Genomic DNA, 12,554 nt, shown 5'->3' with positions numbered 1-12,554 from the left:
TGTAGTGCACTGCGATAAACAGAATCTAAACAAAAAGAGCAAATAAAAGGAAAAATATCCGTCCTGTAGTACAAAAACAGGATAGATCTCAATTTTTTTCGCCAAAATTCATCATTTTATTTTAAAATAGTATTCTTTGGGACCTATATAACTCCGGCTCTTAAATCAAGGTGTACCCGCCATCCACATACAATGTGCTGCCCGTCGTGAACATATTGGCCATCAGATACGTAACTGTATGTGCAATTTCTTCATTGTGCCATCAAGGGTGAAGATAACGCGAACGAAGCGATTTGAACGACAACTATACAATGGGACTTCACAGCAAAAAAGACGAGAGACAGATCACCTGATATCAGGCATATCCGTATCCCGTCTTTGTCACATCACATTCCAATCCGCAATCCGACCCTATACGATCCAGATGTTCACTGACCTAAGAAAGCAACCCCAGCTTCAGTACTCTTGCAATATTCTCGGCAGTACGTTCCACATTCTCCGGTCCTTCTCTAAATAGTCGATCCAGATCTGCTGCCCCAGGCACAATACCAAATATGGCATCGATGCCTTCCGCGTAGAGGGTGTCGATCCCTTCGCCCACATAGCCTGCAAGGGCAATCACAGGTTTACCCGCTTCCTTGGCTGTCCGAGCAACACCATAGGGGGTCTTGCCAAATTTCGTTTGGAAGTCGATACCGCCTTCACCCGTAAATACCACATCCGCAGTAATCAACTTTTTACGCAACTCAGTATATTCAATGACAATCTCAATCCCTTTACGTAATACAGCCTGTGTAAAAATCAAGAGTCCCGCGCCCAACCCTCCAGCCGCTCCGGCTCCTGGTACATCTCGGATATCTTTATGAAGCTGTCGTTTCACTACATCTGCATAATGGGACAGATTTGCATCCAGCTGCTCAACCATCTCTGGAGTAGCCCCTTTTTGTGGTCCAAACACCCTTGATGTGCCATGCTCCCCACATAGGGGATTGGTCACATCACAGGCCACAATGAACTCCACTTCTTGCAAACGCTCATCCAGACCAGATACATCAATCTGAGCCAGTTGATCCAGAACCCCGCCACCACGCGCAAGCGGACGACCCTCTGCATCCAGAAACTTCGCACCAAGCGCTTCAGCCATGCCAGCCCCACCATCGTTGGTCGCACTACCACCAATGCCAATGATGATCTTGCGTATGCCAAGGTCCAGACATGCGCGAATCAACTCGCCTGTTCCATAGGTTGTCGTCCGGAGCGGGTCCCGGGTGTCCTTGGTAACCAAGTGGATGCCGCTGGCCGACGCCATTTCGATGGCCGCCGTTGTTCCGCCACCCAGAATGCCATACTGCGCAGTGACTGTCTGGCCCAATGGTCCGCTCACCTCGTGCTGGTGAAGGACGCCGCCGGAAGCGTCCACAAGGGACTGCACCGTACCTTCCCCACCATCTGCCATAGGTACATGAATGTAGCGTGCCGTCGGATATATTTTACGCAACCCTTTTTCCATCGCGATACATACTTCTTTTGCTGTCATGCTTTCTTTGAACGAATCCGGTGCCAGAACAAATGTCTTCTCTCTAGTCTCTCTCATATCTTAAAGGAGAACACGGTTTTCCATAATATTTTTCATGCTGATATGGGATTTGGAGGGTCCCAGCTTCACCAGTGAATCCTGAAATTCGGCAAGTTCTTCAATGGACGCCGTCTGTACCTTGATCAGGTAGTTATACTCACCGCTAATACGATAGACATCCGTGACTTCGATAGCCTGTTCACAGAACTGAACCAACTCGTCGCAATGCTCTGTTTTGAGCAAAATAAACGTCGTGGTTCCACGGTTTAACTGGGCCAGATTATAGATGGTTGAATATCCCGTTATTACACCTCTCTCCTCCAGTTTCAGAATTCTTTCCTTAACCGAAGGTTGGGACATGTTAATTTCTTTGCTTATCTGTGCAACGGGGATACGTGCATGATGTTGCAGCAAGCGCATAATCTGCTGATCGATTTCATCTATTATGTGTTCCATTTGTAAGACCTCCGAGTCGTCGGCTTATTTAATAAGGTTTTTCTAATAAATTAGCTAAAAATAGTTAGATTCTATCTCATTATATCCTTTGATATTGTATGGTTCCAATGCGATATTAACCCTATACTTTAGAATACAATCTGAAGAAGGAGCGATGTAATGTGAGTGTTATTGGACTTGCACATGTAGCCATTCAGGCTCGTAATTACGAAGATACTCTGGCGTTTTATATAAAAGTATTGGGATTCAAGGTCGGTCACTCCTGGAGTTTGCCTTCCTTCCACATTACCAAGGCATGTATGCTGATCTCTCCGGATCAGCGCACCTGTATTGAGGTATTTGATCCAAAAGCCGTCATTCCTGCCGAGGGTGAACCTGCCACCTCTCCTGAAGCGGTCCGGCACGGCGCACTGTTACATTTCGCCTTTTACGTGCATGATGTAGAAGATATCTATCAGCGAGCGCTCGCCTATGGAGCCAAGGCCTACGTTGAACCGGATTGGATATCGCTTGGCGAACCTGCACTTCGGGTTAGAAATGCGCTCGTCCACAGTCCGAATGGTGAAGTGATCGAATTCCTTGAAGAGGTTGATTTTGACCGATCCTCATCCTCACCATCATCCATATGAAGTACACAAACAGCCTGTTGCCTCGTCATTCGTGGCAGCAGGCTGTTTCATGGTTCGATTTGCTTGGCAAGCACCAGCACACACACCTACCCTACTCTTGCTCTGTATTCCCCAGCGTATACTCGCTTAGCTTTCCTTCATAGACCAATTGCAATCGTTCACTCTGGCGAAAATCATCCGGTGTCACCAGCGCAGGCAGCTTGTTCCACAGTTTGATTCCCGAACGCTGTAGAATCTCGGCTACAAATTGGGAGCAGAAGTAGGAGTTGCTGAACTCCACCGGTTCCTTGAGTGTAATGCCGATCACGCCGAGCAGATTGTACATATATTTCTGGCGGCTTCGGATGAAGATGTGCAGCACACGTTTCATCTTTTCCACTTCACGATCCGTCACCTGAAGCTTGTATATGACACATGTGGTATTGGGATACTTGCTGTATGTACCTGTCTGAATATTTTCCTTCACAAACCCGCCATTCAGCGGATTGCTCGGATGCTTGCGGCCGAAGCTGTACAGCTCGGTTAACTCCCGGTCAAATGAGATCGATGCGTGATTATATGGCGCTCGGGTATAGCTCTGAATAACCTTGGTAAACAGCGTTCCTGTATTCGTAAGCAGGATATAGATGGAGCGTTCATCTGTCATAGCAAAATTTCCCCTTATCAAGTTGGCACTATTCCTTCATAATAACATAGGTACCCTACAATGGAATCTTACTTTGAATAAGCAGGTGATTGGTACGTGAGCAGTTCACTCTTTACACTAACGTTAATCTTCACAGCTTTACTTGTGATACATATCGTGTACAAAATTATTGCAAAGCTTCAGCCAAGCAAAGACTATTCAGGCATCGGCCAAAAAATCAAAACCTGGTGGGGTATGTTTGTGATCTTCTGCCTCGCCACCCTTTTTAACCCCATCGTGTCGCTCATCTCCCTCATGGTGCTTGCATTCTTCTCACTCAAAGAATACTTCTCCATGATTCGCAGCACACGCAAAGCCGACCGTAGGCTGTTCCTATGGGCGTATCTGGCGATTCCGGTTCAGTTCTACTGGATCTACATTGGATGGTATGGCATGTTTATCGTGTTTATTCCCCTATATGTGTTCCTAGTGCTGCCCCTGCCACGTCTGATTAACAAAGGTACGGTCGGTTTCCTGCGCAGTGTCAGCTCCACACAATGGGGACTAATGCTGATGGTGTTTGGACTCAGCCACCTGGCCTATTTTCCATTTGCCACACCGGAGTACGGGTCCAAGCTGGTGTTGTTCCTGGTCGTGTTAACACAGCTTAATGATGTGGTGCACTATCTCGTCTCTCTCTATCTGGGCAAACGAAAAGTGGTGCCTACCGCCAATCCTTTTGTCACCTGGGAAGGGTTCGCGTGTGCGTTCATTGTAACGACAGCTACGTCTTATTTTATCCATCCCTACCTGACGCCATTTGATTGGAAATTCTCGCTGTTCATCGGGGTGTTGATCAGTTTGGCTGGATTCTTCGGCAGTCTGACGGTGTCTGTACTGAAGCGCGATCTGTTAATTGGAGATGACAACAAGTTCGATTCGCTCAAAAAAAGCTACCTGAGCCGGGTCGACAGCCTGACCTATACCTCGCCGGTTATGTTCCACGTGGTCCGTTATTTCTTTGACTTTATGTAGCAACAGATAGATCGGCGATCTTGTAATCATGGATGTCAAAAAAGCAGCCCAAGTGGCTGCTTTTCCTGTTCAATAGGCTCTGGGCAGAGCCTTCATGATATGCCTGCTTACTTCAACGTAATTTCTTTTTCGGACATGATTTCGTTCCCCTCATCATTTGTGAAGACAAATGTGGCTTTGCCCCGCTCGCCCTTCATCTCATCCGAATAGATAAAGCCGGAGAATTGTCCATTACCGCTAAAGTAAAAGCCATCTTCTCCATTTCCACCATGTTCAATGGCTTCCTGTAGTGAATTCACAATCGTCACCGTGTTAGACGTCCACCGCATCTCCGTTAGTGTATAGCCCTTCGGAACCTGTTTAATTCCAAAATCAAAACTGTTACCCTCGCTCGGTTTCTCCGACTGGTCAATGACGATATCAATCTGCTCAGACGGTTCAGTGGATTCCGATTGAGCCGTAGGCTTACCCTCATCACCACTGGCACTGCCTTGGCTATTGTTATTCTTCGCATCCGCATTCGGTACAGAGTTTTCTCCAGCTTCCTCTACAGGTTGCTTCGATTCCGGATAGGCATGTTCCTGAACCGATTCACCACTAGTGCCACAGGCACTAACGAATAGCGAAATACAGAGCACAGACATGCAAAGTGCAGATTTCTTTATATTTATTTTCATCATCTACTTCTCCCTTCATCCATCTTCAGCACGTATATCCAACACACCACTTACTAATCACTACACCATATCGTCCCACATGAAGCTCCATTATATGTAAATGATTAATAAATTCAGTATGTCACTGCACCTCGATGAGTAAAAAAAGAACTCTGTTCATGACGTCATGCACTGTTTAATTTATCGATCGAACCCAGGTAAGACCAACACTTGTCCAATCTGAATGGCGTTATGCTCAATTTTGTTCACTTTCTTGATAGCTTCTACATACACACGAGTGTCCATCTGCTGAGGTTTATGTACCAATGAAATGCCCCACAGTGTATCTCCCTGAGATACAACGATCTGGTCCCCCGACAACAATTGCTCATCTCCGGCAAATGCAGTGAATACAGCACTACACCCTATGATTATAATTAGAGTTATAGTGACGATCTTCATTAGCCAGGTTAGCGTCTTCACAAGCTGCATGAATTGACCTTTAACATACATGGTGCGAGACTCGGACGTTTTGGTATAAACGGATTCATAAATACTTTTGTACGTAGAATATCTCATTCTATTCGACCTCCAGACTTTCATTCCGCTAATCTTTAATTTCATGTTTACCTATGTATTTTTCCTATAACAATGAATGATCAATAACTCACTTTTTCACTATATAGGTATCTTTGCCTAAGTCACCCTACCCTGATAGGTCTATACTACCAGTTCACTCTAAACAAATTCTGAACAACCGAATTTCAATGTTATATCCGATTCAATTTATCCAATATTCATGCCTGATTTTCGGCGATGCTTGCTGCAACGTTTTTCTATAATAGGTTATAGATAAAGATTCTAATGAGTAAGGACGTGCCCCCATGATTTCTGCTGATCTAAAGGAACAATATTACGAGGCCCTTGTGGCCAAGGATTCGGAATACGAGGGTTTATTCTATGTTGGAGTCCGAACCACAGGTGTGTTCTGTCGTCCCACATGCCCTGCGCGAAAGCCAAAATTCGAAAACTGCGAATTCTATGAGACGGCTCAACAGGCACTTCTGGCCTCTTATCGCCCTTGCCAGCGCTGTCGTCCACTTTCTCACCCTAACCAAGTATCCGATGTCGTTCGCATATTAGTGGAAGCTGTGGAGAAAAATCCGGAGAAACGCTGGAAAGGACAGGATTTCAAGGCCCTCTCCATCGATGAATCCACGGCGCGCCGTCAGTTCAAGAAGCGGTTCGGCATGACCTTTGTCGAATATGCTCGCGCCCGACGCATGGGTCTTGCCCTGAAAAATATTCGCTCCGGCCGCACCGTGATTGATAGCCAATTATCTACTGGATATGAATCAAGCAGCGGCTTCCGCGATGCCTTTTCACGGATCATGGGTGCTGCCCCTACACAAGTCGATGAAGGACATATCCTAAAAGCGTCCTGGATTGACACCCGCCTCGGCCCGATGATGGCCATTGCTGATGAGGAGTCGCTATATTTACTGGAATTTGTGGACCGCAGAGGTCTGGAACGCGAAGTTGAGCGTCTGCGCAAACGAACCAAATCAGCGATTGTACCCGGCACTACAGCTCCCATCCAGTCCATTGAGCGTGAACTAAACGAGTACTTTCAAGGTATTCGGACAGCATTTGACACAACGTTGTTCTGTTTAGGAACACCATTCCAAAAGCGTGTTTGGGACGAGTTGCTGGCCATTCCGGCTGGTGAAACGAGGTCATATCAAGAGATTGCAAATGCACTGGGAAAACCGACTGCTTGCCGAGCTGTGGCACAGGCGAATGGGGCCAATCAGCTTGCGATTGTGATTCCATGTCACCGTGTAATCAATGCCAGTGGTGAACTGGGTGGATATGGCGGGGGATTAACTCGCAAAAACTGGCTTTTGACTCATGAGAAACAAAAACAGGGTAGCTGAAAAACAGAATGAAGTAATGAAGTACGTATCAAATGTCCAAAGGAATGCATGATATAACAAAGGAGAGTCAACATAATATGAGTACCTTAGAAGAAAAAGCAGCGTTGTTCCAACAATACCATGTGAAAGGAAAACCACTTGTTCTGGTCAATGTGTGGGATGCCGGAAGCGCACAAGCCATCCAATCCGCTGGAGCAACGGCCATTGCTACCGGAAGCTGGTCCGTTGCTGCGGCCCACGGTGAACGCGATGGTGAAGCCATGCCATTCCATCTGGTGCTTGCCAATCTCGCACGGATTACAGCAAGCGTGGATCTGCCTGTAACGATCGATATAGAGGGAGGGTATGGGAGGTCTGTGTCAGAAGTGAAGCAAAATATACTGCAAGTCATCGATCATGGTGCTGTAGGAATCAACATTGAAGATCAACTTCCCGCGGGCTTGGGATTGTACACTGTGGAGGAGCAATGCCCGAGATTGTCCGCCGCCCGGGAAGCTGCGAAGCAGGCAGGCATCCCGTTGTTCATTAACGCCCGCACAGATATTTTTCTGCAACATGCACCTGAACACCATAACCACTCTCTCCTGGAGGAAGCACTTATACGTTCGAGCCATTATGCAGATGCAGGAGCCAGTGGTCTGTTTGTACCCGGTTTGCAGGATCACGAACTGATTCAGGAATTGTGTGAGCGTTCACCGCTTCCAATTAACGTTATGGTTACGTCTCCTGAGCCTTCACCAAAACAGCTTGCCACACTGGGTGTAGCACGTGTAAGCTACGGGCCATATCCCTATCTGCAAGTTATGGAACACCTAAAAGAACTGGGGAGAAACATTTTATCGGGAAATTAACAGGAGGGCATGTTATAATCACCTCTATTGAACATTTACAGGAGGCAATTATGCTTAACGTGGAACAAAAGCTAGAAGTGCTACAATCGTATCCCCAACTGCAACGCAAAGATGTTTCTCTCGGTCGAGTTAATTTCCACTACGAGGATAGTGCGTATGATAAAAAAATTGTTGCTCTCCATATTCACCCTAATGGAAACGGTTATATCTATGCAGGACTACTGCCTAACTATGAGACCGATGCTAAAGGATTCGTCAATATTCGTGATTACTCCGAAGCAGATCTGCGCACCTTGTTAGATGAAACGATCCAAGCGATGTCTCACAATCCCAACGCAGTTGAATTCCAAGAGCCAGCACAAGTAAAAACTACTGTCCCTACATTGTCTACAATCTCTACGGGTGGCGGAACGTGGATCGATGAAGATGGACATACGCTGACTTTAAAATACGAAGATGACATGTGGTATGTATATTCCGGTGATAATCTGGATATGGCTTTTGAAACGCGTAGCGAAGCCGGCGAGTACCTCAAAGACGAAGGATTCAAACCGCAGGCTCAAGCTTAAGGGATGCACCTTCATTTGGAATTGTGTATAAAGATTGTTGAATAGGTAAATCCAATGATTTAGGATGATACAAAAAACACGAGGCGTGTTCGCACTCGTGTTTTCTGATTTCGGAATGATTTCACTTAGATTCCTTACCCAGTTCCTTTATAACTGTTTCCTGTCAGTCTTTTTTGGATTTCATGGTAAGCGGCGCATTCTTCATCATGGGGTACGTAGATAGAAGTAGCGCACCACCAATACATCCCAGAACGGTGAACAATGTCATGCGATTGATCCTAGCAATCCACAACATAAACTCACCAAGATCGCCCAATGTAATTATCAGCGTAAAGAACAAGCCAACCCCGAAGAACATAATGAAGAAGTTACGCATCCCCAAGCGCATCCAACAAACCGTTGGGAAGACAGAGATTCCCAGTACGAGAAAGCCGCTCATCAGATCGATCCACAGGTAGGATAAAAAATGATATTTGTTTGAATACAACATGCCTGGTTGATAAAGGGTTACGTCAACAATTCCTTTTTCCTGAAGCAGGTGTATGAGGAAATACGCCACATGCAAAATGACCATGGTGCCTGCAACCATCCATACCGAGTTCATATAGAAGGATTTCATGAATTGAATTCGTGTACTGCCCATACCAATCGCAACCGGAAACAGTGTAATCATTCCCCCGATGGCAAACGCACATATCCCTCCGTACATGGGACCAAACAGTTGCGTAGCATACGAGACATCAAATATGAAGCCAATGGCCAGATATACAACGGCGAGCATTAGAGCGATGGATGAAAATATGCTCAGAAACAAACGCATATCATCGCGAATCAGTCGGTTCGTACCTTTTACTGCGTTCATGGTTTAACCCCCTCTTGATTACGGGTCCTGTTAACCAAATAATCTTGTAATGTCGCTTTCTCAATGGAAAGCCCCTGTGAATGAGCGATATCCTTCCACATTTTCGAGTAGGGCTCATCAATCATCACTTTTACAGTTGATCCCATCTGGGAAGACTCTATAACTTTAACACCTGCTGTAACTCGGTTAATATCATCAATTCCCCCTGTTAGAAGAACTCCTTTTTCGCGTATCTCTTCCATCGGTTGATTTAACAACACCTTTCCGGCTTGCAAAACGATAAGGGACTCACATAAAGGCTGAATCTCCTCAATATGGTGGCTGGATATGAGAATCAGACGCGGGTTATCTTCATAACTTTCCAGTAGCGCATTATAGAAGAATTTACGCTTCTCAGCATCGAGTCCATTGGTGGGCTCATCCAGAATGGTTATCTTTGCATTACTGGCAAGACCCAATATAATCTGGGCAGCAGTCTTCATGCCTTTCGAAAATTTAATGATCTTTTTCTTCGTCGGTAGTTCGAACACATCGATTAAACGTTCCGCCAAATCCTGATTCCACTGCGGATGAAAATATTGTCCCATTTGAACCATGTCACTAACTGTCCAATTTTTCCCCAGGGGATGATTCTCCTGGATGTAACACAGATGCTCTTGGGCAGCCAGATTATTATAGGGGTCTTGACCCATGATCTGAACGGTTCCACTGTCCGGGCGGTTATGCCCTGCAAGTAAACTCATCATGGTTGTTTTACCCGCTCCATTTCTTCCCCAGATTGCACTAATGATTGGCTCACTCTCATGTAGCGTAACCTGGTTCAGAACGGGCGTCTTCTGGTAGCTGTAGTTGACCTGCTCCATATGAATCATAACTCACTCTCCTTATCCTTCTTGCCACGAATCAGATCAATGATCATGTCTTCATTCATGTGAATCCGTCTGGCTTCTTCAAGTAAAGGCTTGATGTATTCTTCATAAAAATCTTGCTTCCGTTCAACGAGCAATGCTTCTCTTGCTCCCTTTGCAACAAACATTCCAACACCTCGCTGTTTGTATATAATCCCCTTGTCTACGAGCTCCTGCAGTCCTTTGCGGGCTGTAGCCGGATTAATATTGTAGAAGCGTGACAGTTCATTGGTTGAGGGAACCTGTTCTTCCACCTTCAATCTGCCCTCCACAATATCGTCCATAATCATCGTAGCAATCTGATGAAAAATAGGCTGAGATTCATCCAAAGTCGATTTCATGTGCTTCCAACTTTCATACGTATTCATTAGTCAGTTAGTCGGTTAGTTACTCATGTAACTAACTATAGTATACAAAAACGAAAATGTAAATAGGCGAACTTAATTCATCGCCTTCCCTACCTTTGCTCTGTTGTATTGATTAATAAGCCCGTCTAGGACTACGGATTGCTGGATCACTTCCGGATGAAGCAGACTGCCGTATTCCATATGCATGCGATATAACAACTGTCTGGCATCTTCGATCCGTGATATCAAATCCAGGCGATCCATAGTACCCCTCCTTTTTGTCATATTTTAGTGTATTATGCCAATCATAAGCGCATGTGAGATACGACATACTTATTCTTCCACTTTGATACACAAAAAAAGAACGCTTCTGAATAAATCAGAAGCGTTCTTTACTTTCATTAAGTTCCAAATCCATGATCAGCGGGTCTCATAATTTCGGGGTTCGGGATTTCCTTGCCTGGGACAGGTTCCGTAGCAGGGGCTACGATGAATACAACGATACTACAGGTAGCTATCAGCAAAGCCAACTTTCTCTTCATTGAGTTTCTGCACCTCACTAATTATCATTTTGTATTGCTGTTTCGCCGTCTCAGATGCAAATTCCCGATATTGCTCGAACAGTCCGACACCTCTAAGCATACCTCGTCCACTGCTAATTTCAATAGAAAATTTTAAACTATCTAGCACAAATTCTATACCTAAATGATACTCGTCTTTCTTTAAATAATATGCACCCAAATCTGCTAAAAGTCGTAAATATCGATCATCCGTAACCTGACTGCTCACTTTGCCAATTCGGTTACTCTGTTCCTGATAAGTGAAGTACGATTCATACTGTTTGAGAACATGATCAATATCCTTATCATAACGGTTAGCCGCTGTTACAATATCACACAGCGCTGGGAATATCTCATTTTCCTTCGTTGAGATATACGCCAGATAATCAGGTAACACCTCAAAATGACCGCCCATTAAATGATATATATATCGATTAGCTTCAGCCCATTCCTGAAACTGATTCATAACAACGATTTCATCTTTATCCGGGTTCCTCACCCAGCGATTATCCGAATATAAAGAAACATATTTAAGTGCCCCAGTGTAGTCCTTCAATTGATAACAGGCACTTCCTGCAGCTAGATCGGAGTATAGAATATAGAAAACAATTGGTCTTTTGGTCTCTTCTTGTTTCCGTCGGCCATTCATCTCATAATGGATGGACGCTTTTATTTTCAATTTTTCAGATAACTCCTGAACCTTGTCCCATCTATGCAATGCTCCAAAAGCATTAATCAGTTCGTTAAGCGCATCCAACTGGTAGCGTTCATCTAGCCGATCCACATAATATTCGAACCGAGATGCAATAATCAGATTCCGGTGCTGATCATTAGTCAGTCCCAACCGGAACAGTCGATACTGACAGAGTGCAAGCCGCTCGGAATGTTGCATTTTCTCGCTTTCAGCAATGTTTTCATATAGAAGAATGGCCGGTTTGAATTTACCCGCTTGGAAGAATTCTTCAGCCACATCAAATAACAAAGGAATATAGGATAGATTATCCATCATCAGACGAATAACCTCTTCAATACAGTCCAACTTGTCCAACTCGGCACAGCGATGAAGGAAGGGTCCCAGTCTTCGCCAGTCCGGGGTCGCGTGCACAAAACACTCATCTATGTACAACTCATAGAAGTAACCTTCTTCCATTCTCATGGCGGAAGTAATACGATCCAACTGCTGCATGGCAATAGGCCGATTTTTATTCAAAATATTGCTGAGCGTACCCGAATTAATCCCTGACGTTTCCGAAAAATGACTAATGGACATCTGTTCACGCTTCAGATAACTTTCCAAGTGATCGCGTATCGTGGTTGTCGACTCCAAACGAACACCACCCTCCAAAATAAAAAACATAAACGGGATTATCGGTATGCAAAAGTAATTATATGTAATTAGAAAGTATCGGTCAATATAATATTTTCAACTAATTTGTATTAAACCCATTTTAATCCTTTTATAAAACGGACAATCCTATCCTTATTTTATATCGGAAACGCGCCTGACATCAAACCTGAAAATAGACAAAAAACACGAGCCATC

General features: G+C 44.9%; 15 protein-coding genes and 1 pseudogene. 5 read left to right on the top strand and 11 right to left on the bottom strand.

Going from position 1 to position 12,554, the window contains the following annotated elements; all coding sequences use genetic code 11:
• Window positions 1-160 precede the first annotated feature (160 nt).
• The 3 genes and pseudogenes from MHB71_RS26030 to MHB71_RS26020 all read right to left on the bottom strand — a co-directional run.
• Window positions 161-259 (bottom strand): annotated as a pseudogene (locus MHB71_RS26030) (dehydrogenase); the annotation flags it as partial.
• Between the two features lie 177 nt (window positions 260-436).
• Complete coding sequence (locus tag MHB71_RS26025; RefSeq protein ID WP_340028056.1) at window positions 437-1,594, bottom strand: glycerate kinase; 1,158 nt, start codon at window positions 1,592-1,594, stop codon at window positions 437-439.
• Between the two features lie 3 nt (window positions 1,595-1,597).
• Window positions 1,598-2,032: an Lrp/AsnC family transcriptional regulator gene (locus MHB71_RS26020; RefSeq protein ID WP_017691569.1), complete on the bottom strand. Its 435-nt coding sequence runs from the start codon at window positions 2,030-2,032 to the stop codon at window positions 1,598-1,600.
• Window positions 2,033-2,193: 161 nt separating this feature from the next.
• On the opposite strand from MHB71_RS26020, the gene MHB71_RS26015 reads away from it, so the two are divergent.
• Window positions 2,194-2,661 carry a VOC family protein gene (locus MHB71_RS26015; RefSeq protein WP_340028055.1) on the top strand — a complete coding sequence of 156 codons (468 nt, stop codon included), beginning with the start codon at window positions 2,194-2,196 and terminating at the stop codon, window positions 2,659-2,661.
• A gap of 91 nt (window positions 2,662-2,752) precedes the next feature.
• Here MHB71_RS26015 and MHB71_RS26010 read toward each other — a convergent pair whose 3' ends face one another.
• The gene (locus MHB71_RS26010; protein ID WP_036671746.1) at window positions 2,753-3,307 is read right to left on the bottom strand and encodes a hypothetical protein; all 555 of its coding nucleotides are present in this window, start codon (window positions 3,305-3,307) and stop codon (window positions 2,753-2,755) included.
• A 96-nt stretch (window positions 3,308-3,403) separates the two neighbouring features.
• Here MHB71_RS26010 and MHB71_RS26005 point away from each other — a divergent pair, with 96 nt between their 5' ends.
• Window positions 3,404-4,321, top strand: a complete 918-nt coding sequence (locus MHB71_RS26005) for a phosphatidate cytidylyltransferase (RefSeq protein WP_076213755.1) — start codon at window positions 3,404-3,406, stop codon at window positions 4,319-4,321.
• Window positions 4,322-4,428: 107 nt separating this feature from the next.
• Here the strand turns inward: MHB71_RS26005 and MHB71_RS26000 are convergent, their stop codons facing one another.
• Window positions 4,429-5,001 (bottom strand): hypothetical protein, encoded by a 573-nt coding sequence (locus MHB71_RS26000; protein WP_340028054.1) that lies wholly within the window; start codon window positions 4,999-5,001, stop codon window positions 4,429-4,431.
• 177 nt (window positions 5,002-5,178) lie between these two features.
• Window positions 5,179-5,556, bottom strand: a complete 378-nt coding sequence (locus MHB71_RS25995; protein ID WP_340028053.1) for a LysM peptidoglycan-binding domain-containing protein — start codon at window positions 5,554-5,556, stop codon at window positions 5,179-5,181.
• A 305-nt stretch (window positions 5,557-5,861) separates the two neighbouring features.
• Here MHB71_RS25995 and MHB71_RS25990 point away from each other — a divergent pair, with 305 nt between their 5' ends.
• From MHB71_RS25990 to MHB71_RS25980, 3 genes are all read left to right on the top strand, one after another.
• Window positions 5,862-6,914 carry a trifunctional transcriptional activator/DNA repair protein Ada/methylated-DNA--[protein]-cysteine S-methyltransferase gene (locus MHB71_RS25990; RefSeq protein WP_340028052.1) on the top strand — a complete coding sequence of 351 codons (1,053 nt, stop codon included), beginning with the start codon at window positions 5,862-5,864 and terminating at the stop codon, window positions 6,912-6,914.
• Window positions 6,915-6,991: 77 nt separating this feature from the next.
• Window positions 6,992-7,765 carry an isocitrate lyase/phosphoenolpyruvate mutase family protein gene (locus MHB71_RS25985; RefSeq protein ID WP_340028051.1) on the top strand — a complete coding sequence of 258 codons (774 nt, stop codon included), beginning with the start codon at window positions 6,992-6,994 and terminating at the stop codon, window positions 7,763-7,765.
• A 50-nt stretch (window positions 7,766-7,815) separates the two neighbouring features.
• On the top strand, window positions 7,816-8,334 hold the full coding sequence (locus tag MHB71_RS25980) for a hypothetical protein (protein ID WP_340028050.1): 519 nt from the start codon (window positions 7,816-7,818) through the stop codon (window positions 8,332-8,334).
• 163 nt (window positions 8,335-8,497) lie between these two features.
• Here MHB71_RS25980 and MHB71_RS25975 read toward each other — a convergent pair whose 3' ends face one another.
• From MHB71_RS25975 to MHB71_RS25955, 5 genes are all read right to left on the bottom strand, one after another.
• The gene (locus MHB71_RS25975; protein WP_036671757.1) at window positions 8,498-9,196 is read right to left on the bottom strand and encodes a hypothetical protein; all 699 of its coding nucleotides are present in this window, start codon (window positions 9,194-9,196) and stop codon (window positions 8,498-8,500) included.
• Window positions 9,193-10,068, bottom strand: coding sequence for an ABC transporter ATP-binding protein (locus MHB71_RS25970; protein WP_340028049.1), 876 nt, complete (start codon window positions 10,066-10,068; stop codon window positions 9,193-9,195). Before MHB71_RS25970 ends, MHB71_RS25975 begins: the two co-directional genes overlap by 4 nt.
• Window positions 10,065-10,445, bottom strand: coding sequence for a GntR family transcriptional regulator (locus MHB71_RS25965; RefSeq protein WP_036611682.1), 381 nt, complete (start codon window positions 10,443-10,445; stop codon window positions 10,065-10,067). The genes MHB71_RS25970 and MHB71_RS25965 overlap by 4 nt, the downstream gene beginning before the upstream one ends.
• 99 nt (window positions 10,446-10,544) lie before the next feature.
• The gene (locus tag MHB71_RS25960; protein ID WP_017691550.1) at window positions 10,545-10,715 is read right to left on the bottom strand and encodes an aspartyl-phosphate phosphatase Spo0E family protein; all 171 of its coding nucleotides are present in this window, start codon (window positions 10,713-10,715) and stop codon (window positions 10,545-10,547) included.
• Window positions 10,716-10,955: 240 nt separating this feature from the next.
• Complete coding sequence (locus tag MHB71_RS25955; protein WP_340028048.1) at window positions 10,956-12,338, bottom strand: transcriptional regulator; 1,383 nt, start codon at window positions 12,336-12,338, stop codon at window positions 10,956-10,958.
• Window positions 12,339-12,554 lie beyond the last annotated feature (216 nt).

This window comes from Paenibacillus sp. FSL H7-0940 (genome assembly GCF_037979415.1).
Lineage (GTDB): Bacteria > Bacillota > Bacilli > Paenibacillales > Paenibacillaceae > Paenibacillus > Paenibacillus amylolyticus.
The sequence above is the reverse complement of the archived record's forward strand: the minus strand, read 5'-3'. Positions and strand labels throughout refer to the sequence as shown.

Bases quoted from the DNA above. Each gene is read 5' to 3' on its own strand.
- MHB71_RS25965 (WP_036611682.1), bottom strand. From the start codon at position 10,445: ATGAAATCGACTTTGGATGAATCTCAGCCTATTTTTCATCAGATTGCT.
- MHB71_RS25970 (WP_340028049.1), bottom strand. From the start codon at position 10,068: ATGATTCATATGGAGCAGGTCAACTACAGCTACCAGAAGACGCCCGTT.
- MHB71_RS25980 (WP_340028050.1), top strand. From the start codon at position 7,816: ATGCTTAACGTGGAACAAAAGCTAGAAGTGCTACAATCGTATCCCCAA.
- MHB71_RS25990 (WP_340028052.1), top strand. From the start codon at position 5,862: ATGATTTCTGCTGATCTAAAGGAACAATATTACGAGGCCCTTGTGGCC.
- MHB71_RS26020 (WP_017691569.1), bottom strand. From the start codon at position 2,032: ATGGAACACATAATAGATGAAATCGATCAGCAGATTATGCGCTTGCTG.
- MHB71_RS26025 (WP_340028056.1), bottom strand. From the start codon at position 1,594: ATGAGAGAGACTAGAGAGAAGACATTTGTTCTGGCACCGGATTCGTTC.
- MHB71_RS25995 (WP_340028053.1), bottom strand. From the start codon at position 5,556: ATGAGATATTCTACGTACAAAAGTATTTATGAATCCGTTTATACCAAA.
- MHB71_RS25985 (WP_340028051.1), top strand. From the start codon at position 6,992: ATGAGTACCTTAGAAGAAAAAGCAGCGTTGTTCCAACAATACCATGTG.
- MHB71_RS25960 (WP_017691550.1), bottom strand. From the start codon at position 10,715: ATGGATCGCCTGGATTTGATATCACGGATCGAAGATGCCAGACAGTTG.
- MHB71_RS25975 (WP_036671757.1), bottom strand. From the start codon at position 9,196: ATGAACGCAGTAAAAGGTACGAACCGACTGATTCGCGATGATATGCGT.
- MHB71_RS26010 (WP_036671746.1), bottom strand. From the start codon at position 3,307: ATGACAGATGAACGCTCCATCTATATCCTGCTTACGAATACAGGAACG.
- MHB71_RS26000 (WP_340028054.1), bottom strand. From the start codon at position 5,001: ATGATGAAAATAAATATAAAGAAATCTGCACTTTGCATGTCTGTGCTC.